A 17,895-nucleotide genomic window follows, 5' to 3' on the forward strand; every position below is an offset into this window, starting at 1 on the left:
TTTCTTTTTATTATAGCAAAGAGAACAATAAAATACTAGCCTCATCTCATTGTCTCTAGTGTTCTAAGTATTCTTGCCAGATGGCGTCAAAGTCTCCTAGGTTAAAAGAGAAGCTGGCATGCTCCTCCAAAAAGCGACTCACCTCATCAAAATCATCCGTGTGTTTTGGAAAAGCTGACTCCTCAAAAGCGAGATCTGCCAAAATGGCTTTGGGGCTATTACTTTTAGGATTGCGCTCGGTCATGAGCCAAGTGTAAAATGATTTTCTCAATTCTTTCTCCTATCAAGAATTTTTTGATGACACTTTTCTGATTCTAGAAAATTACTGGACTTAGCCTCTGAAACGTAGTGGTTTATAAAATCCGTTTTCGCATCTGTATAGGCGTCTCGATTGTGTTCAAATTGTTTCCACAAACTTAATTTTAATTCCTGATACGCTTGGGCGATATCTGGATGCTGGCAGAGATAATCTCTAAAATAAATCTCGTCATGATCTCCTGTCATTCGCAAATGTAAATGAAAAACTTTCTCAGCAAATCCCTGCTCTGTATATCCTTTATTTAGCGAAATCCTGTTAGGACTCTCCGACATCACTAGCCAACCATTCTTCACCAATAAATCCCTAACTCTTGCTAAATCCTCTATTTTACCTACTTCTAACAGAATATCAACGATATTTTTGGCCCAAATATTAGGGATAGCAGTGCTACCGATATGTTCTATTCTTTTAATAACATTTGCACCCAATATTTTTTTCAGACTTGTTTTTTCCGATTCATACCAGTCTTTCCACTCTGACTTGTGCTCTACTAGAAAAATAGGAAAAAGTTGCCAGAGTTTCTCTAAACTCATTTCTTCAAGTTTCTTTATCATGTCTATAAGGTTTAAATCAACTCTGTACCAAACTGGTCTTGCTTGATTTTACCAGCCTTCATCAAGCCACCGAGTGCTTTCTTGAACTGACCTTTAGAGATACCAAAGGTTGCCTTGATGTCCTCAGGAGAAGACTTATCATTCAAGGTCATGAAACCGCCATTGCTTTCCAAGTAGGTCAAAATCATCTGAGCATCATTTTCCAACATTTCAAAAGAACGTGGTTTGAGGGATAGGTTCAAGGTGCGGTCCACTTCACGGAAACCAATGACACGCGCATCTAAAACTTGTCCCAAACGTGGCTCTGCGTAGCGCTCACTTGGGTGAATGAAACCAAGCATGTTATTCTCTGGCAGATAGACAAAGGTCCCTGACAGCTTGAGACGGTAAACAATGGCTGGCCAGTTTTGGTTCTGCATGTTGTTGTAGGCAGGACGAGCCAGACGTTGGAAGTCTTCCTGATACGCCAAGAGTCCCCAGATTCGGTCTTTCTTGTCCACTTCAAGGCGGATGTAAAGTTTATCACCCTTCTTAGGCCAGAGTTCCTTGAGCTCAGGGAGGATATCGAGTGACACAACGATTTCCTTGTCAGGTAGACCGGTATCGACAAAGACACCCAAGTCCTTACGAACTTCTGTTACGGTTCCCCAACCAAATTGGTCCTGAGTGGCAGTCACTTCTAGAGTTGTCAAGCGGAGTTTTTGCTTCATATCCGTGTAGGCAAAACCTTTGACCGTATCACCTACCGTATGTTGACCTTCTTCCTTAGCAAGAGCATAGGTCTGACCATCCTTTTGCACAAAGTAAAAACGATCATTTTCATCGATGATGAGTCCAACGATAAAACTTGCAAGATTTGTATTCATATTTCCTTCTTTCGAATAAAACTCAGCCAGCAATGCCAACTGAGTTTTTCTGTTTATTTTTAGACTTCCAAGATTTCTTTTTCTTTATTGGCAGTCATGTCGTCGATGTGTTTCACAGCGTCGTCTGTTACTTTTTGAATATCTTTTTCAAGAGTCTTCAATTCGTCTTCAGTGATTTCTTTTGCTTTTTCTTGCTTTTTAGCTTCGTCCATAGCATCACGACGGATATTGCGGACAGCCACTTTAGCATTCTCACCGACCTTCTTCACTTCTTTGGCAAGGTCACGACGAGTCTCTTCTGTAAGAGCTGGGATAACCAAGCGGATCACAGAACCATCATTAGCTGGTGTGATACCAAGGTCAGAAGCGTTCAAGGCACGTTCGATGTCTTTCAATGAAGACTTGTCAAATGGTGTTACCAACAAGACACGCGCTTCTGGAATGGTAATTGAAGCGATTTGGTTAAGAGGAGTTTCGACTCCATAGTATTCTACATGGATACGGTCTAGCAAGCTTGCGTTGGCACGACCGGCACGGATACCTCCAAATTCACGAGCAAGTGAATGGTGAGACTGGGTCATTCTCTCTTTTGCTTTTTCTACAATTGCATTAGCCATAATTTTCTTATTCCTTTTCTTCGATATTGTTTGAAACTGTTGTTCCAATATTTTCACCAAATACGACACGTTTGATGTTGCCTGGTTGGTTCATATTGAAGACAACCAAGTCAATGTCGTTGTCCATAGAGAGGGTTGAAGCAGTTGAGTCCATGATACGAAGACCTTTATTGATAACGTCACGGTGGGTCAATTCTTCAAACTTAACGGCAGTTTTGTCTTTCTTAGGATCGGCATTGTAAACACCGTCTACCCCATTTTTAGCCATCAGAATGGCATCCGCTTCGATTTCAGCTGCACGAAGGGCAGCTGTTGTATCTGTTGAGAAGTAAGGTGAACCAATCCCAGCACCAAAGATAACGATGCGGCCTTTTTCAAGATGACGAAGGGCACGTCCACGTACGTACGGCTCTGCCACTTGTTGCATGGCAATGGCAGTTTGCACACGCGTATCGACACCAACTTGCTGCAATGAATCTGCCATCACAAGAGCATTCATCACGGTCCCAAGCATTCCAGTGTAATCGGCCTGAACGCGGTCCATTCCTGCTTCTGCAGCAGGTTCTCCACGCCAGAGATTTCCTCCACCAATAACAAGGGCAATTTCGATACCTAAGCTATGAACTTCTTGAATCTCTTTTGCGATTGTTTGAACTGTCTGGATATCAATCCCTACGCCACGTTCACCGGCAAGGGCTTCACCTGATAACTTGATTAAAATACGTTTATACTTGGGGTTCGCCATTTTTACTCTCCTTTTTTTATCCTACCTATTTTATCACAATTTCTAAGATTTTTATAGTATCATGAGCAATTCTTTCAAAAAAATTAAACCGTTAAAAATTCCTCTAAGTCGGTAAGAGCACGCTCTGCAATTTTTTCATAACGAGCTTTTTTATCACGGATACGCTCGCCTTCCAATTCCTTGATAATCCCAAAATTGACATTCATTGGTTGGAAATGTTTGCTGTCCGCATGAGTGATGTAATGAGCTAGACTTCCAATCGCTGTGGTCTCTGGGAAGATAGCTTCACTTTCACCCTTAAAGAGACGAGCTGCGTTAATACCTGCAACCAAGCCTGAAGCTGCTGACTCAACATAGCCTTCCACACCCGTCATTTGACCAGCAAAGAAAAGGTTTGGTTGTTTCTTAGAACGATAGGTTTGTTCTAGCAAGTTCGGTGAATCCATATAAGAATTGCGATGCATGACCCCATAGCGAACAAACTCCGCATTTTCAAGACCTGGAATCATTTGGAAGACACGCTTTTGTTCTCCCCATTTGAGGTGGGTCTGGAATCCAACGATATTATAGAGACTACCAGCCGCATTATCCTGACGGAGCTGGACAACCGCATATGGAGTTTTGAAATCTCCATCACGAGGGCCTGTGTAGTCATCTGGATACTCCAGACCAACTGGTTTCATGGGACCATAAAGCATGGTTTTAATGCCACGCTTGGCCATGACTTCGATTGGCATACATCCTTCAAAGTACTTTTCTTTTTCAAAAGAATTCAGCGGTGCTTCTTCCGCATTGACCAATGCCTCATGGAAATCCATAAATTCTTGTTTGGTCATTGGAGCGTTGAGGTAGGCCGCCTCTCCCTTATCATAACGAGATTTGAGATAGACCTTGCTCATATCGATGGTATTGACATCGATAATCGGCGCCGCCGCATCGTAGAAATAGAAACCATCACCGTCATTGAGGGCATGAATCTTTTCAGCTAAGGCATCACTAGTCAAAGGACCAGTAGCGACAACTGTAATAACATCCGTTGGCAATTCTGTAATTTCATCACGAACCACTTCAATCAAGGGGTGATTGGCTACTTTTTCGGTCACCATCTGGGAGAAACCATCGCGGTCCACCGCAAGGGCACCACCAGCAGGGACACGTGTAGCTTCAGCAGATTCCAAAATGACAGAACCCAAGCGACGCATTTCTTCCTTGAGGAGTCCAACGGCGTTTGTCAGAGCATCCCCACGTAAGGAATTGGAACAAACCAATTCAGCAAAATTGTCTGTTTTGTGTTGGGGTGTTGACTTGACACCACGCATTTCATAGAGTTTAACTGGAATACCGCGTTCTGCGATTTGGTAAGCTGCTTCAGAACCTGCCAAACCAGCACCGATAACATTAATATAAGATTGAGACACGACACTAATACCTCTTTGGGTGGAACATCAGTCCATATCCAAACAAGCCACTGGATTGTTTGGCACCCACAAATCTTTCTAATTTTTCTTTTACTAGTATAACAAAAAAAGGGAAGAAGGCAAACTTCCCTGTTTAGTCATTTTCTTGATTTTCTTCCCATTCGTGGTAGGCAGCGTAGAGTTGGCTTTTATTCCACTGGTAGAGTTTCGCAACTTCCTTAATGGCTTGATTTTTCTTCATGCCTTGCTGGATACGAGATTGGATTTCTGAAAACAAGTCCTCCTCGTCCTTTTCCTCCACATCCTGACTTGCGCCTTTAACGATGAGAAGGCATTCACCCTTGAGTGGCGTTTCAGCAATACTTTCTAGTAGCTCTGAAATCTTTCCTCGTTGGTATTCTTCATAGATTTTGGTCAATTCCCTGACCAAGACTACCGAGCGGTCACCGTAGACTTCTAGCATATTTTCCAATGTATCTGATACACGGTGGGGCGATTCGTAGAAAATCTGAGTTTCTGGGTAATCTTTTTTTAAGTCGAAAAATTGCTTTTGCTGGCCTGATTTTCTCGGTAAGAAACCGTAAAAGATATGTGGTTGTGGAGCTAAACCACTGGCAATCAAGGCAGAAATCCCTGCAGAGGCACCCGGAACTGTCACTACTGCAATTTCTTCCTCAATAGCTGCCTTAACCAAATCATGACCAGGGTCCGAGATACTAGGCAGACCCGCATCGGATACCTGAGCGATACTTTGTCCTGCTTTCAAGAAACCAATCAAATCAGGAATTTTTTCCTTGGCATTGTGCTCGTGAAAACTAATCTGCTTGGTGGAAATGTCAAAATGCTTGAGCAAAAGTCCTGTATTGCGCGTGTCCTCAGCTGCAATCCAGTCCACTTCTTTCAAGGTCTGAATGGCACGAAAGGTCATGTCATCTAGATTGCCAATCGGTGTTGCCACTAGATAAAGTTTGCCATATGGAGATTGTCCCTTAAAACTTTTTTGAATCTGCATGCCTACTCCCTGTACAACAACTCGTCACAGAACATACATTCCTCGTCCTGCTCTCGGCGTTGTCCATAAAAATCATTACATACGTGAAAACCGTCCTTATAGATTCGACGGACGCTTTCACGAACATGCTTAGCCTTGACGGGAGTATCTGCTTCCACCTCGCCCAAGCGTTCGCGCAACTTACTATTTTCCAAGCGAAGAGCTGTATTTTCCTCTACCAGACTCTTGAGATTTTTCTTGATGGCTTCCACATCGGCCAAGGTCACCAGTAATTGTTGGGAAAAATCATCCAGCGCGTCAAATAATTCTTTTTTGTCCATAAACCAGCCCTTTCCTTTCTATATCGTTCATTTTTAATACTCAATGAAAATCAAAGAGCAAACTAGGAAACTAGCCGCAGGCTGTACTTGAGTACGGCAAGGCGACGTTGACGTGGTTTGAATTTGATTTTCGAAGAGTATGAGTTTATATTTCTTTCAAGACCAGATATTCCATGGCATTTTGAAAGCTTACATTAGCTTGCCACATTTTTCTGGCTTCTAGCAAATCTTGTAAAATCTGTCGCATCCTTGCTTGCAAGAGATCCTGCCCACAGAGAACTTCGAGGATTCGCAAGACCTGATCTTGTTTTTCCTTGTCATCTGCCAAGCTGGCTAATTTCGCAACTTGCAAATAACTCTCTTTTTTCTTAGCTAATAACCAGGTCAGCAGGCGTTCGCTCTCATCCACCAAGGTCCAAAAACTAGCCTGATTGACCAACTTTTCAGCTTCAGCACGTGATTGACAAAACTGGGCTAAGAGAGTTGCTTTTTTCTTGACCAGACCTGCTTGTTCTAATTGATGGATGAGCTTCTCTTCTTGCTTTTTAAAGTGGAAAATCTGGGTCCGACTCCGGATAGTTGGCAACATCTTTTCCTCATCGCTGGTCAAGAAGAAAATATAAACCTCACTCTGGGGTTCTTCGATGACCTTGAGCAGAGAATTAGCCGCGTTAGGATGCATTTTCTCCGCCTGCTCAATAATAAAGACCTGCTGCTGACTTTCAATCCCTGCTTGAGAAAACTGACCCACCAATTCCCGAATGCGTTCTGTCTTGATGACCTGATTGACTGGCTTAATCAAGGTAACATCGGGGAATTCTTCCTGTTCAATCAGCTTGCAGTTTCGGCATTTCTCACATGGTAGAACGCCTACTTTATCCGTACAAAAGAGGCTCTTAGCCAAAAACTGCGCCATTTCCAAGCTTCCAAAGAAACCTGAAAAGAGATAGGCGTGATTGAGCTGATCTTGTTCTAGGATACGGACAAAGCGGTCAAACTGGTCTGGCTGCCAAGCTTTTAGTTGTTCTTGTTTCATTTATCCAAGCCCATTCTGTCAAACAAGACAGCCTTGGTAGCATCCACAACTTGCTCCAAAGGAAGACTCGCATCAATCTTGACAATGCGATTTCCTTCTTTGTCCAGAAGAGAAAGGTAACCTTGACGAACTTTCTTGTGCAAGTCTAAGCCTTCCAAGTCCAAACGATTGACCTCGCGGTCACTATTAGCAGCAATGCGAGCCAGTCCTTCTTCCACCTCAATGTCAAAATAGAGGGTCAAATCGGGTTTGAGGCCATCTGTCGCAAAGTGATTGAGCCAATCAATGGAATCAATATCCAAGCCACGGCCAAATCCCTGATAAGCAACAGAACTATCGATGAAGCGGTCCATAATGACCAACTTACCAGCTCCAAGAGCTGGAAGAACTTTTTCTACCAAATGCTGTCTGCGACTGGCGATATAGAGAAGAAGCTCTGTTTTAGGATCCATCTGCGTATGACTTGGGTCCAAAATCACTTCCCGAATCTTCTCTCCAATCAAGACTCCACCTGGCTCACGGGTCGTCAGCACCTCTACTCCTTTTTCCTCTAAAATTGGGAGCAGAGCCTCTAAAACACTGGTCTTTCCTGCTCCCTCTGGTCCCTCAAGAGAGACTAAAAATCCTTTTGACATGTCTAACTCATTTCTTTTTTTCTACCTTCTATTCTATCAAAAAAATAGGTTTTTGTGACAATCTTTTTGTCTTCTTATTCCATGCACCATAAAAGAGGCAGTCAAGGCCACCTCTTATTTACCTAATTCTTGTGTTCGTTTGTAAGCTTGCTGAACTGCGTCCATGACTGTACCTCTAAAGGCATGTTCTTCCAGACGTGCTACACCAGCAATAGTCGAACCTCCTGGGCTACAAACTTGATCTTTCAAAACTCCAGGATGTTGCTGGCTTTCGAGAACCATTTGCCCAGCGCCGACTACTGTTTGGGCTGCCATTTTCAAAGCCATTTCTCGGGGCAATCCTGTCTGCACACCTGCATCTGCCAAGGCTTCGATAAAGAGATAGACAAAGGCTGGTCCACAGCCTGCAAGACCTGTCGCAGCATCGATTAAGCCATCCCCCAGCTCAACCAAAAGACCGGCCTTGGCCAATAATTGACAAAAGAGTTCACTGTCCTCAGCACGACAATTTGCTGACATGGCATAACTAATCACTCCTTGGCCGATAGCCACTGGAGTATTGGGCATGATGCGAATAATTCGGTGGTGACTTGGAAGTAGTCTAGCCAGTTTTTCCAAGGTCAATCCAGCCGCCATGGAAATCAAAAGAAGGCTCTCTCGTTTTTCAAGGATGGTCTGGTATTGAGAAAGCAAGTCTGAGAACTGAGCAGGCTTAACTCCTAGAAAAATCACATCTGCTTCTGCGAAGATTTCGTCATTGCTGGAAGCCTGACCACCAAAGTTGGCAATGAAAGCATCTACTTTTGCTTGACTACGATTGGCAAGGAGAATCTGAGCACCCGTCTTGGCCTGCACAACAGCCTTGGCCAAACTAGCTCCCATATTCCCCAAACCGATAAATCCAATCTTCATCTCTTACTCCCTTATCTGTCCGTTACCAGTAACCACATACTTGTAGCTGGTCAACTCTTTCAAGCCCATTGGACCACGCGCATGCAGTTTCTGAGTAGAAATCCCCATCTCACATCCAAGTCCAAACTGGCCCCCGTCAGTGAAACGCGTTGAGGCATTGACATAAACCGCTGCAGAGTCCACTTGATCTGTAAAGTAGGCTGCAGATTCAGCATTTTCCGTCACAATGGCATCCGAATGATGGGTACTGTGGGCTTCAATATGCGCAACCGCTTCTTCTAAACTACTCACAACCTTAACCGCTAGGATATAGTCTAAAAACTCGGTGTCAAAGTCTTGTGCCTCAGCTGCTCGACCTGAAAGAGACTGACTTGCTTTCTCATCCAAGCGGAATTGAATTGGTTCCAGTCCAGCTTCTTTCCGACTTGTAACCAGCACTTTCTCCAAGCGAGGAAGGAAGCTTGCTGCCTTGTCTTCATGAACTAGCAAGACCTCCATGGCATTGCAGACAGAAGGACGACTGGTTTTAGCATTGTTGATGATAGACAAAGCCTTGTCTTCATCGGCATCCTTATCTACATAGACATGGACAATCCCAGTTCCTGTCTCAATAACAGGCACAATGGCATTCTCAACCACGGCATTGATCAAGCCAGCGCCTCCACGAGGTATGAGAAGATCTAGATAGCCCTTGGCCTTCATCATAGCATAGCTACTTTCTCGGCTGGTATCTTCCACCAGTTGAATCACATTTGGATGAATGGTAGTCGTCTCCAAACCCTTCTTCAAGGCTGTGACAATAGCATGAGCAGTTTGGTAGGCGTCCTTACCACTACGAAGAACGACCGCACTGCCACTTTTAAGAGCCAAAGCAGCCGCGTCAGACGTCACATTTGGACGACTTTCGTAGATAATTCCAATAACCCCCATGGCCACACGTTTCTTGGTAATAACCAAGCCATTTTCAAGATGATTGGTTTCTAAAACTTCACCGATTGGATCTGGTAAAGCAACCACTTCACGAATCCCTCTTGCCATCGCTTCTATACGTCCCTCATCCAAATAAAGACGGTCTAGCATGACATCTGAGATTTTCCCCTTGGCCACTGCCATATCGAGGGCATTGGCCACTAAAATCTCCTCAGTAGCTGCCAATAAATGATCAGCCATAGCTAGCAAGGCTTGGTTTTTCACTGCTTCGCTGGCAGTATTGATTGACTTTTTAACAGCCTGTACCTGTTCAAATTGTTCTTGTGTACTTACCATCGTTCACCTCTAAAATTCTGTAAAGAGCAACTGGATTTCAGGAGTGATGGAAATCCAGTCATCACGGTGAATCAAGACTCCCTTAGCTTTTTGAGAACGGAGCATATCTTCTAGGGCTGAGACACCAAATTGGACACGTCCCTTTCCAAGAGATTGACCTGTTTCTTTATCTGCTACTGTTACAATATCGTGGTAAGAGAAGTTTCCTTCCACTTCTACCACACCCGATAAAAGGAGACTTTTCCCGTTTTTTGAAAGTGCCTCTGCAGCTCCACCATCTACCCAAATCGTTCCCTGACTTTGAGCATAGAAGGCCAGCCATTGTTTCTGGGTACGAAGTCCCTTCTCTTGCGCAACAAAGAAGGAACCATCCCTAGTTTCTTCAGCTGCCTCAATCAAGGCATCAGATTTCAAGGAGGAGCAAATATAGACTGGCACACCTGACTCCGTCGCAATAGTTGCAGCTTTGATTTTTGTCAGCATGCCCCCAGTACCGTTTGACGAACCTGCTCCACCAGCCATATCAATAATCTCACGATTGATAGTCTCGATTTTCTCAAGACGTTTAGCTGTTGGATCCGAATTAGGATTGCCAGTATAGAGACCGTCCACATCGGTCAAGAGAACTAAAAGGTCTGCTTGAACCATCGCCGCTACCTGGGCACTCAGAGTGTCATTGTCCCCGACCTTGAGCTCATCAATAACGACACTGTCATTCTCGTTGATGATGGGGATTGCACCACGATGAAGCAATACAGACAAGGCCTGGTGGGCATTCTTATAGCGACGCTTATCTACAAAATCATCCTGTGTCAGCAAGATTTGTGCAGAAACGATCTGGCGCATGAGGAGGTTGGTTGTGTATTCCTCCAACAAAAGTCCCTGACCAACTGCAGCCGAAGCTTGTTTATCTGCAATCTTGGTCGGACGTTTTTTAAAACCCAAAGCTCCAAATCCAGCGGCAACTGCCCCAGATGACACTAAAATCAACTCATGTCCAGCTTCATGTAGCATAGCCAATTGCTGGGTAATTGCCTTTACTTTACTCCTTGATAAACTCCCGTCTTCATTTGTCAAGGAGGAAGTCCCTACCTTAAAGACGATTCGTTTGTACTTCATATTCTCACTCCGATTCTTCATATTTATCCATTATAACATGAATACTTTAAAATGGAAAAGACTTGAAATGAAAAAGGTTGAGACAAGGCATCTCAACTCTTTTATCTATTCTCAGTTTTACGCAATCTTTCCAGCGTTTCTTTAAAAATCTCTGGAATATCTGCTGTGAACTCCAAGGTTTCACCTGTTCTCGGATGAGTAAAGCCTAGAGTCTTAGCATGGAGAAATTGCCCATGTCCCTTCAGTGTCTTACGAGGACCATAGACTTCATCACCAGCGACTGGATGGCCAATATAAGCCATATGAACACGGATTTGGTGAGTACGCCCTGTTTCCAGTTGCAACTCTAGCAAACTATAATCTCCAAAGCGTTCCAAGACTTGAAAACGAGTCACTGCTGGCTTCCCTTTAGCAGTCACTGCCTGTTTCTTACGATCTTTTTCACTACGACCAATCGGAGCTTCAATCACACCACGATCATTGGGAAGATTGCCATGAACAATCGCCCAGTATTTGCGGAGAGACTTCTTATCCTTGAGTTCTTGGGCAAGTGCTAAGTGGGCCTCATCATTCTTCGCAATCATGAGGAGACCCGACGTGTCCTTATCAATACGGTGAACGATACCCGGTCGGAGAACACCATTGATACCTGACAAGTCTTTTATATGATACATGAGGGCATTGACCAAGGTTCCACTTGTATGACCGGCGCTCGGATGAACCACCATCCCCTGAGGTTTGTTAACAACGGCCACATCCTCATCTTGGTAGATGATATCTAGCGGAATATCTTCAGTCACATATTCTAAAATCTCCGGTTCTGGCACATGGTAGCTGACGATATCCCCCTCTTGGACAGTGTATTTTGCTTTCTTTACTTGCCCATTAACCAAAACTTGTCCAGCCTTGATTTGTTCATTCGCGAGACTGCGTGACAATTCTGTCAGGTCCGACAGAGCCTTGTCTAGACGTTGCCCACCAGTTTCAATTTTTATTTCCATTTACTTCCTCTTTAAGCATTGCAATCAATAGAATAATCACACCAACTGTCAAATAGCTGTCAGCAACATTGAAAATCGCAAAGTTGATAAAGTCTAGGTGAAACATATCCACCACAAAACCTTGACTCATTCTGTCGATAAAGTTTCCCAGACCTCCAGCGATTATCAAGGTCAGTCCAAAAACCAACCAGAGAGAATCCTCCATGTGTTTATGTAGATACCAAATGGCACCTACCATGACGACCAGTGTAATGACAGCAAATAACCACTGCTGATCTTGCAGCATGGAGAAGGCTGCCCCACGATTTTGCAGATAGGTCAAGCTAACGAGATTGGGGATCCACGAACGCACTTCACCCAGTGGAATCTGCTGGACAACATAATTTTTGACCAACTGATCCAGCCCAATCAAAAGCAGTACAATGACTGCTACTATTCCTCTTTTTTTCATGATTTCCTCTTTTGATCAAAATATTCTTGCATAACCTCAACGAAAAGAGTCCCAGCTTGGCTAAGCTCCACCTCTTCCCGTTTGACGTAGACCATGCGATTATCTAGATTATCCTTGAGACGAATGACTGTGATGCCATTAACACTGTCACTATCTAAAAACCCTGAACCTGTCGCATAGGCATCCGTCCGCTCCAAAATACCATTCAAAGTAGCACGGTCGGTCACATTAAACATCTGGGAGCTCGCGCTGGTGTCGACAAAGTTCTCTGAATAGTATAGATACTCATCCTTTTCCTGAGTGAAACGAACCGTTGGTAAATCCGCTAGGTCCTCCATGACCAGTTCTTCTTTTTCCGCCAAGGGATGACCTTCACGCAGATAGATATGGGTATGAAAAGGAATCAACTCAATGACTTCGAGACCTAACTTTTCAACCCGTTGCATAATTCCTTTTTGATTTTGATTGTTGAGGTAGATAATCCCAATCTCACTGTGCCCCTGAGTTACTTCATCAAGAATTTGAACTGTAGTAGACTCAAAAATACGGAAGTTCTTATAATCAGGATAACGCTCTGAAAAGGCCGTAATGGTTGGTGGCAAGAAGTCATAGTGCTGACTGGCAATGGAAAATTCATCCTTTTCTTCCTCAGGATTGGCATACTGATTTTGAAAAACATCAAAGCCTTTAACTAACTCCTGCGCTTTCTCATAAAATTCCATTCCACGCCGGGTCAAAAACGTTCCCGAACTCGTCCGACGGAAAATCTTAAAACCCAGTTCTTTTTCCAAATCGCGCACAGAAATAGACAGACTTGGCTGGCTTACATACATCTTTTCAGCAGCTTCACGGAAAGTACCACTATTGGCAATGGCCACAACATAGCGTAATTGTTGAATGTTCATCTTTTACCCCCAACTTCTCTATCTGTTCATTATACCATATTTCAGAATTTTTCCAAAAAAGAAAAAAGTACTCATCGCAAGTTTAAATCTAACTATTCTCTATTAAATTCAAAATGGGTATCAAAACAAAAAAATAGGCTCTCCGAAAACTCGGAAAGCCTTATTTTATGCTAGTTCTAGCTTCCTCACCTTTTCATTTCAAGGATCGGGATAAAAAGGTTCACTGGACCTTTTTATTTTGCGATTGGGTAAACAGAAACTTGTTTCTTATCGCGACCTTTACGTTCAAAGCGTACTACGCCTTCAACTTTAGCGAACAAAGTATCGTCTCCACCACGTCCAACGTTTACACCTGGGTAGATGTGTGTACCACGTTGACGGTAAAGGATTGATCCACCTGTTACAGTTTGTCCGTCAGCTGCTTTAGCTCCAAGACGTTTCGCTTGTGAATCACGTCCGTTTGATGTAGAACCTCCACCTTTTTTGTGGGCGAAAAGTTGCAAGTTGTTAAGAGTCATTTTTAACATAATGTTTTCCTCCGTGTTAGTTTTCTGTGATAACTCTGGTTTGGACGAACTCAGAAGAGTTCTCCGATAAGTTTGCCATACCTAAGAAAAATGATTCGAAGAATAACTGGGTCATTTCTCTCTGGTGTGAAGGAAGATCCGCTGGTATTTCAACCTTTAGATAGCCACCTTCATCTTCGTTTAATTCTAAGATTGGTTCGTAGCCTGCAAATTTCTCAATGGAATTGACAAAGTTAATGGCAAGCGTAGAAACCGATGCACACACGACATCTAAGCCGTATTCGCCACTTTCGGCGTGTCCAGTAATTTCCGCACTCCTCAGCTCGCCATCTTCGGCTCTCTCAAAGACTGCTTGTATCATGTGTTCTCCTTAAAATTAAGCGTTGATTGCGTTGATGACAACTTTTGTATATGGTTGACGGTGACCTTGTTTACGGTGGCTACCTTTTTTAGGTTTGTACTTGTAAGTAACAACTTTCTTTTGTTTTCCTTGTTTTTCAACAGTTCCAACTACAGTAGCTCCAGCAACAAGTGGAGTTCCGACAACAGTGTTTTCACCACCAACAAGAACAACTTCGTTAAAAGTAACTTCTTGACCAGCTTCAACGTTCAATTTTTCAACGTAGATTGCTTGACCAACTTCAACTTTAACTTGTTTTCCGCCAGTTTTGATAATTGCGTATGTGCTCATTATGCACCTCCTATGATTTTTAGGGTTTCCCCGTATTTTTGTGAAGACTCGCCTAGCATCGTGGGACGAACCACTTTATACTCACTATGTGAGCAAACGATGTTCGTGCGGTTGCACAGGACTGTGCATAGTCAACTCTTCAAGTATAGCATATCTTCTTTTTTCTTACAAGCGAAATCAATCAAATTTAAGCTTTTTCTTTCCTTTTTTTCTCCAAGAAGCAAAAAGCATACTGAAGTAAAAGATACTCATCATAAGAGGAACACCTAGAATTGTCTTCTCCTGATAATAAATCGTCAAATAAGCTGAAAAAACAACTCCGAAGACAAAACTGCTAAGCAAGCTAACAAAAATCAAGCCCTCTCGTAGGAAAGGCGTATGCTTGGTCCGGAAATAATCTCCAAAAGCCAACATGGTTCGTTTGATATTCCCTGTCATAAAAGCATTATTATAGGCAATACCTGACACTTCTCCAAAAGCAGTTGTCACCAGACCCATACAAAAGGCCAAGGGCGGTACGAGATAGATATTGTCAACCGTTTGCGGCACAAAGCCTATAATTAGGGATAAGACTGCAAGTGGAATCAAGGACAAAATCGGCTTTTTAACAATTCGTAGTTTTTCCTTATACAATGTCAGAAAAAAGACACCCATCATAAAGAAAAGCAAGGTCATTACTTTAGCACTAGCATCCGATACATTTTGTTGAATGAGTCCTACAGAGAGAAAAACCACATTCCCTGTTTGTCCAGCCACAAGGGTGTTCCCTCGCACGATAAAGGTATAGGCATCGACATACCCTGCACAAAAAGTCAAAAAAAGCGCTAGCCTCTTAGACTGACGTGATATTTTTCTTATTGGTAATAATCTCATCTTCTCCCCCTTCTCATTTCATCTACTTATCTAAATATTGTACCACTTTCTCCAAGAAATTCGTAGCCCATTTGAAAATTTTTACCATCTGTTGGATAGTCCTTCTTTTCTATGTTATAATGAAGGAAGGATTTGAAGTCGGAAAAGGAGTATTTATGCTTAAATTAGGTGTTATCGGAACAGGCGCTATCAGCCATCATTTCATAGAAGCATCCCATGCCAGTGGAGAATACCAGCTGGTTGCTGTCTACTCTAGAAAGTTAGAAACTGCGGCAACCTTTGCTTCCCGCTATCAGGATATCCAACTCTTTGATCAATTAGGAGACTTCTTTAAGTCTTCCTTTGATGTGGTCTATATCGCCAGTCCAAACTCCTTGCATTTTGTTCAAGCAAAGGCTGCCTTGTCTGCTGGCAAGCATGTCATTCTTGAAAAACCAGCTGTCACTCAGCCACAAGAGTGGCTGGATTTGAGACAGACAGCTGAGAAAAATAATTGTTTTATCTTTGAAGCAGCACGAAACTACCACGAGGAAGCTTTTACTACTATCAAAAACTTTTTAGCAGACAAGCAAGTGTTGGGAGCAGATTTCAACTATGCCAAGTATTCATCCAAGATGCCGAACTTGTTGGCTGGGCAGACGCCAAATGTCTTTTCAGACCGTTTTGCTGGTGGAGCCCTTATGGATTTGGGGATTTATCCTCTCTATGCTGCCGTTCGTCTTTTTGGAAAGGCTCAGGACGCAACCTACCAGGCCCAACAGCTTGAGAATAGCATTGACCTAAATGGAGACGGTATCCTCTTCTACCCTGACTTTCAAGTTCATATCAAGGCTGGGAAAAACATCACTTCCAATCTTCCTTGCGAGATTTATACAGTAGATGGAACCTTGACCCTTAACACGATTGAACATGTCCGCTCAGCTATTTTTAGCGACCACCAAGGAAATCAAGTCCAGCTCCCTATCCAACAGGCTCCCCATACGATGACTGAGGAAGTTGCTGCATTTGCACACATGATCCAGCAACCAGACCAGACGCTTTACCAGAACTGGCTGGATGATGCAGGTTCTGTTCATGATTTACTCTATACCATGCGCCAGACTGCTGGCATTAGATTTGAGGCAGAAAAATGAAAACCAAACTACCTACTGAATGGCAAGAACTGAGCGACCAACTCGGTTTCCAAGACTTCACTCCCATTCAGACTCAACTTTTTGAACCTATAACAGAAGGGGAAAATATTCTTGGAGTCAGTCCCACTGGTACAGGGAAGACTTTAGCCTATCTCCTACCTAGTCTTCTCAAACTGCAAAAGAAAAAAGCCCAACAACTCTTGATCCTAGCACCAAATACAGAACTAGCTGGACAGATTTTTGAAGTCACTAAAACTTGGGGTGAGGCCATTGGCTTAACTGCTCAGCTATTTCTATCAGGTTCGAGCCAAAAACGCCAAATTGAGCGTCTGAAAAAGGGACCAGAAATTCTGATTGGAACACCTGGCCGTATCTTTGAGTTGATTAAATTGAAAAAAATCAAGATGATGAATGTGGAAACCATCATCCTGGATGAATTTGACCAATTGCTCGATGATTCTCAGATTCACTTTGTCGAGAAAATCACTCACTACGCACCTCGTGACCACCAACTCATCTACATGAGTGCGACGACCAAGTTTGACCAAGAAAAGATTGCGCCAAACACGCGCACCATTGATCTTTCTGACCAAAAGTTGGACAACATCCAACACTTCTACATGCAGGTAGACCAACGTCACCGAGTTGATATGCTACGAAAACTGGCTCATGTAGAGGATTTCCGCGGACTAGTTTTCTTTAATAGTTTGTCAGATCTTGGAAGTGCAGAAGAAAAATTACAGTATCGTGATGTCTTGGCTGTCTCCCTCGCTAGTGATGTCAATGTGAAATTTCGAAAAGTCATATTAGAAAAATTTAAGAACAAACAGCTAACCCTGCTCCTTGCAACTGACCTTTTGGCACGTGGAATTGATATCGATAGCCTAGAATGTGTCGTAAACTTTGATATTCCTAGAGACATGGAAACATACACTCACCGCGCTGGTCGTACAGGTCGCATGGGCAAAGAGGGCTATGTTATCACTCTCGTAACCCATCCAGAAGACCTTAAAAAACTCAAGAAATTCGCAAGTGTGCGTGAAATTGTCCTAAAAAATCAAGAACTCTATATCAAATAAGGTTGGCATTCACCAACCTTTTTCTTATCCCCAAGTAATTTCTAATTGATAGCTGGCAAAAGGATGTCCCTCTTGGTTTTGCAGTTGATAGGCTAATTCAATCTTTTGCCCATCCAGTTTGTAGTGATTCGTTTGTATGATAAACTCCTGCATCCCCATAGGTGTAGGAATATAGGCTAAACTATCGCTATCCTTTAGAAAACGCATGATGGTTTTGGGACTCGAGAAACGGGTCATCACCAGTTCTTCTTCATGAAACTTGAGAACCACTTTCTCTTTTTCCTCATTATAAAAGAGTAAATAGCTAAAATCCCCTTTTTCATGCACTTCAACGTCATAAAGCTGGTCAATCACTTCCAACTGCTCATCAAACTGAATCCTATTTCGCATCCGAATCTTCACATCAGGTCCTCTTT

The 17,895-nt window shown here is 43.1% G+C and carries 23 protein-coding genes, 1 pseudogene and 1 other annotated feature; of the genes and pseudogenes, 3 read left to right on the plus strand and 21 right to left on the minus strand.

Features of this window, described 5'->3' with window-relative positions:
- Nucleotides 1-55: 55 nt before the first annotated feature.
- From M1G01_RS03720 to M1G01_RS03795, 16 genes are all read right to left on the minus strand, one after another.
- Entirely contained in the window at nt 56-271 is a 216-nt protein-coding gene (locus M1G01_RS03720) for a YozE family protein (RefSeq protein WP_001232084.1), read from the minus strand.
- Nucleotides 268-873, minus strand: coding sequence for a GrpB family protein (locus M1G01_RS03725; RefSeq protein ID WP_247931196.1), 606 nt, complete (start codon nt 871-873; stop codon nt 268-270). Before M1G01_RS03725 ends, M1G01_RS03720 begins: the two co-directional genes overlap by 4 nt.
- Before the next feature lie 11 nt (nt 874-884).
- On the minus strand, nt 885-1,739 hold the full coding sequence (cvfB, locus tag M1G01_RS03730; protein WP_001095457.1) for an RNA-binding virulence regulatory protein CvfB: 855 nt from the start codon (nt 1,737-1,739) through the stop codon (nt 885-887).
- A gap of 59 nt (nt 1,740-1,798) precedes the next feature.
- The gene (gene frr / locus M1G01_RS03735; RefSeq protein ID WP_247931197.1) at nt 1,799-2,356 is read right to left on the minus strand and encodes a ribosome recycling factor; all 558 of its coding nucleotides are present in this window, start codon (nt 2,354-2,356) and stop codon (nt 1,799-1,801) included.
- Between the two features lie 7 nt (nt 2,357-2,363).
- Nucleotides 2,364-3,101, minus strand: coding sequence for a UMP kinase (gene pyrH / locus M1G01_RS03740; protein ID WP_000002996.1), 738 nt, complete (start codon nt 3,099-3,101; stop codon nt 2,364-2,366).
- Between the two features lie 83 nt (nt 3,102-3,184).
- Nucleotides 3,185-4,519: a methylenetetrahydrofolate--tRNA-(uracil(54)-C(5))-methyltransferase (FADH(2)-oxidizing) TrmFO gene (gene trmFO / locus M1G01_RS03745; protein ID WP_049550010.1), complete on the minus strand. Its 1,335-nt coding sequence runs from the start codon at nt 4,517-4,519 to the stop codon at nt 3,185-3,187.
- A 133-nt stretch (nt 4,520-4,652) separates the two neighbouring features.
- Nucleotides 4,653-5,531: a 16S rRNA (cytidine(1402)-2'-O)-methyltransferase gene (gene rsmI / locus M1G01_RS03750; RefSeq protein ID WP_001166866.1), complete on the minus strand. Its 879-nt coding sequence runs from the start codon at nt 5,529-5,531 to the stop codon at nt 4,653-4,655.
- Between the two features lie 2 nt (nt 5,532-5,533).
- Complete coding sequence (gene yabA, locus M1G01_RS03755) at nt 5,534-5,851, minus strand: DNA replication initiation control protein YabA (RefSeq protein ID WP_000358229.1); 318 nt, start codon at nt 5,849-5,851, stop codon at nt 5,534-5,536.
- Between the two features lie 145 nt (nt 5,852-5,996).
- Entirely contained in the window at nt 5,997-6,887 is an 891-nt protein-coding gene (locus M1G01_RS03760; RefSeq protein WP_247931198.1) for a DNA polymerase III subunit delta', read from the minus strand.
- A complete protein-coding gene (gene tmk, locus M1G01_RS03765) occupies nt 6,884-7,522 on the minus strand; it encodes a dTMP kinase (protein ID WP_247931199.1) in 639 nt (212 codons plus the stop codon). Before tmk ends, M1G01_RS03760 begins: the two co-directional genes overlap by 4 nt.
- A 114-nt stretch (nt 7,523-7,636) precedes the next feature.
- Nucleotides 7,637-8,434: a pyrroline-5-carboxylate reductase gene (proC, locus tag M1G01_RS03770; RefSeq protein ID WP_247931200.1), complete on the minus strand. Its 798-nt coding sequence runs from the start codon at nt 8,432-8,434 to the stop codon at nt 7,637-7,639.
- Nucleotides 8,435-8,437: 3 nt separating this feature from the next.
- A complete protein-coding gene (locus tag M1G01_RS03775) occupies nt 8,438-9,700 on the minus strand; it encodes a glutamate-5-semialdehyde dehydrogenase (RefSeq protein WP_247931201.1) in 1,263 nt (420 codons plus the stop codon).
- A gap of 9 nt (nt 9,701-9,709) precedes the next feature.
- Nucleotides 9,710-10,819 carry a glutamate 5-kinase gene (proB, locus tag M1G01_RS03780; RefSeq protein WP_049485319.1) on the minus strand — a complete coding sequence of 370 codons (1,110 nt, stop codon included), beginning with the start codon at nt 10,817-10,819 and terminating at the stop codon, nt 9,710-9,712.
- 101 nt (nt 10,820-10,920) lie between these two features.
- The gene (locus M1G01_RS03785) at nt 10,921-11,820 is read right to left on the minus strand and encodes an RluA family pseudouridine synthase (protein WP_049485320.1); all 900 of its coding nucleotides are present in this window, start codon (nt 11,818-11,820) and stop codon (nt 10,921-10,923) included.
- The gene (lspA, locus tag M1G01_RS03790) at nt 11,804-12,271 is read right to left on the minus strand and encodes a signal peptidase II (RefSeq protein ID WP_049485321.1); all 468 of its coding nucleotides are present in this window, start codon (nt 12,269-12,271) and stop codon (nt 11,804-11,806) included. The genes M1G01_RS03785 and lspA overlap by 17 nt, the downstream gene beginning before the upstream one ends.
- Entirely contained in the window at nt 12,268-13,176 is a 909-nt protein-coding gene (locus M1G01_RS03795; protein WP_247931203.1) for a LysR family transcriptional regulator, read from the minus strand. The genes lspA and M1G01_RS03795 overlap by 4 nt, the downstream gene beginning before the upstream one ends.
- On the opposite strand from M1G01_RS03795, the pseudogene M1G01_RS09695 reads away from it, so the two are divergent.
- Nucleotides 13,169-13,243, plus strand: a pseudogene (locus M1G01_RS09695) (AraC family transcriptional regulator); the annotation flags it as partial. The gene M1G01_RS03795 and the pseudogene M1G01_RS09695 sit on opposite strands and share 8 nt — an antisense overlap.
- 166 nt (nt 13,244-13,409) lie before the next feature.
- On the opposite strand, the gene rpmA reads toward M1G01_RS09695, so the two are convergent.
- The 4 genes from rpmA to M1G01_RS03815 form a co-directional block, all read right to left on the minus strand.
- Nucleotides 13,410-13,703: a 50S ribosomal protein L27 gene (gene rpmA / locus M1G01_RS03800; RefSeq protein ID WP_000916509.1), complete on the minus strand. Its 294-nt coding sequence runs from the start codon at nt 13,701-13,703 to the stop codon at nt 13,410-13,412.
- Between the two features lie 16 nt (nt 13,704-13,719).
- Complete coding sequence (locus tag M1G01_RS03805; protein WP_000613705.1) at nt 13,720-14,064, minus strand: ribosomal-processing cysteine protease Prp; 345 nt, start codon at nt 14,062-14,064, stop codon at nt 13,720-13,722.
- Nucleotides 14,065-14,079: 15 nt separating this feature from the next.
- Nucleotides 14,080-14,394 carry a 50S ribosomal protein L21 gene (gene rplU / locus M1G01_RS03810; RefSeq protein WP_000109137.1) on the minus strand — a complete coding sequence of 105 codons (315 nt, stop codon included), beginning with the start codon at nt 14,392-14,394 and terminating at the stop codon, nt 14,080-14,082.
- Between the two features lie 34 nt (nt 14,395-14,428).
- Nucleotides 14,429-14,517 (minus strand) — a sequence feature (ribosomal protein L21 leader region).
- A 54-nt stretch (nt 14,518-14,571) separates the two neighbouring features.
- Complete coding sequence (locus tag M1G01_RS03815; RefSeq protein WP_002879917.1) at nt 14,572-15,267, minus strand: YoaK family protein; 696 nt, start codon at nt 15,265-15,267, stop codon at nt 14,572-14,574.
- A gap of 155 nt (nt 15,268-15,422) precedes the next feature.
- Here M1G01_RS03815 and M1G01_RS03820 point away from each other — a divergent pair, with 155 nt between their 5' ends.
- Together M1G01_RS03820 and M1G01_RS03825 are read left to right on the plus strand one after the other, a co-directional pair.
- On the plus strand, nt 15,423-16,400 hold the full coding sequence (locus M1G01_RS03820; RefSeq protein WP_247931204.1) for a Gfo/Idh/MocA family protein: 978 nt from the start codon (nt 15,423-15,425) through the stop codon (nt 16,398-16,400).
- Nucleotides 16,397-17,479 (plus strand): DEAD/DEAH box helicase, encoded by a 1,083-nt coding sequence (locus tag M1G01_RS03825; RefSeq protein ID WP_247931205.1) that lies wholly within the window; start codon nt 16,397-16,399, stop codon nt 17,477-17,479. The genes M1G01_RS03820 and M1G01_RS03825 overlap by 4 nt, the downstream gene beginning before the upstream one ends.
- Nucleotides 17,480-17,503: 24 nt before the next feature.
- Here the strand turns inward: M1G01_RS03825 and M1G01_RS03830 are convergent, their stop codons facing one another.
- Nucleotides 17,504-17,881, minus strand: coding sequence for a YwiB family protein (locus tag M1G01_RS03830; protein WP_247931206.1), 378 nt, complete (start codon nt 17,879-17,881; stop codon nt 17,504-17,506).
- Between the last annotated feature and the right edge of the window lie 14 nt (nt 17,882-17,895).

Source organism: Streptococcus oralis (assembly GCF_023110055.1).
In the GTDB taxonomy this organism is placed as follows: Bacteria; Bacillota; Bacilli; order Lactobacillales; family Streptococcaceae; genus Streptococcus; species Streptococcus oralis_BY.

Excerpts from the sequence above, each read along its gene's own strand:
- M1G01_RS03725 (WP_247931196.1), bottom strand. The coding sequence starts at position 873 with ATGATAAAGAAACTTGAAGAAATGAGTTTAGAGAAACTCTGGCAACTT.
- cvfB (WP_001095457.1), bottom strand. The coding sequence starts at position 1,739 with ATGAATACAAATCTTGCAAGTTTTATCGTTGGACTCATCATCGATGAA.
- frr (WP_247931197.1), bottom strand. The coding sequence starts at position 2,356 with ATGGCTAATGCAATTGTAGAAAAAGCAAAAGAGAGAATGACCCAGTCT.
- pyrH (WP_000002996.1), bottom strand. The coding sequence starts at position 3,101 with ATGGCGAACCCCAAGTATAAACGTATTTTAATCAAGTTATCAGGTGAA.
- rsmI (WP_001166866.1), bottom strand. The coding sequence starts at position 5,531 with ATGCAGATTCAAAAAAGTTTTAAGGGACAATCTCCATATGGCAAACTT.
- yabA (WP_000358229.1), bottom strand. The coding sequence starts at position 5,851 with ATGGACAAAAAAGAATTATTTGACGCGCTGGATGATTTTTCCCAACAA.
- M1G01_RS03760 (WP_247931198.1), bottom strand. The coding sequence starts at position 6,887 with ATGAAACAAGAACAACTAAAAGCTTGGCAGCCAGACCAGTTTGACCGC.
- tmk (WP_247931199.1), bottom strand. The coding sequence starts at position 7,522 with ATGTCAAAAGGATTTTTAGTCTCTCTTGAGGGACCAGAGGGAGCAGGA.
- proC (WP_247931200.1), bottom strand. The coding sequence starts at position 8,434 with ATGAAGATTGGATTTATCGGTTTGGGGAATATGGGAGCTAGTTTGGCC.
- M1G01_RS03775 (WP_247931201.1), bottom strand. The coding sequence starts at position 9,700 with ATGGTAAGTACACAAGAACAATTTGAACAGGTACAGGCTGTTAAAAAG.
- proB (WP_049485319.1), bottom strand. The coding sequence starts at position 10,819 with ATGAAGTACAAACGAATCGTCTTTAAGGTAGGGACTTCCTCCTTGACA.
- M1G01_RS03785 (WP_049485320.1), bottom strand. The coding sequence starts at position 11,820 with ATGGAAATAAAAATTGAAACTGGTGGGCAACGTCTAGACAAGGCTCTG.
- lspA (WP_049485321.1), bottom strand. The coding sequence starts at position 12,271 with ATGAAAAAAAGAGGAATAGTAGCAGTCATTGTACTGCTTTTGATTGGG.
- M1G01_RS03795 (WP_247931203.1), bottom strand. The coding sequence starts at position 13,176 with ATGAACATTCAACAATTACGCTATGTTGTGGCCATTGCCAATAGTGGT.
- rpmA (WP_000916509.1), bottom strand. The coding sequence starts at position 13,703 with ATGTTAAAAATGACTCTTAACAACTTGCAACTTTTCGCCCACAAAAAA.
- M1G01_RS03805 (WP_000613705.1), bottom strand. The coding sequence starts at position 14,064 with ATGATACAAGCAGTCTTTGAGAGAGCCGAAGATGGCGAGCTGAGGAGT.
- rplU (WP_000109137.1), bottom strand. The coding sequence starts at position 14,394 with ATGAGCACATACGCAATTATCAAAACTGGCGGAAAACAAGTTAAAGTT.
- M1G01_RS03815 (WP_002879917.1), bottom strand. The coding sequence starts at position 15,267 with ATGAGATTATTACCAATAAGAAAAATATCACGTCAGTCTAAGAGGCTA.
- M1G01_RS03820 (WP_247931204.1), top strand. The coding sequence starts at position 15,423 with ATGCTTAAATTAGGTGTTATCGGAACAGGCGCTATCAGCCATCATTTC.
- M1G01_RS03825 (WP_247931205.1), top strand. The coding sequence starts at position 16,397 with ATGAAAACCAAACTACCTACTGAATGGCAAGAACTGAGCGACCAACTC.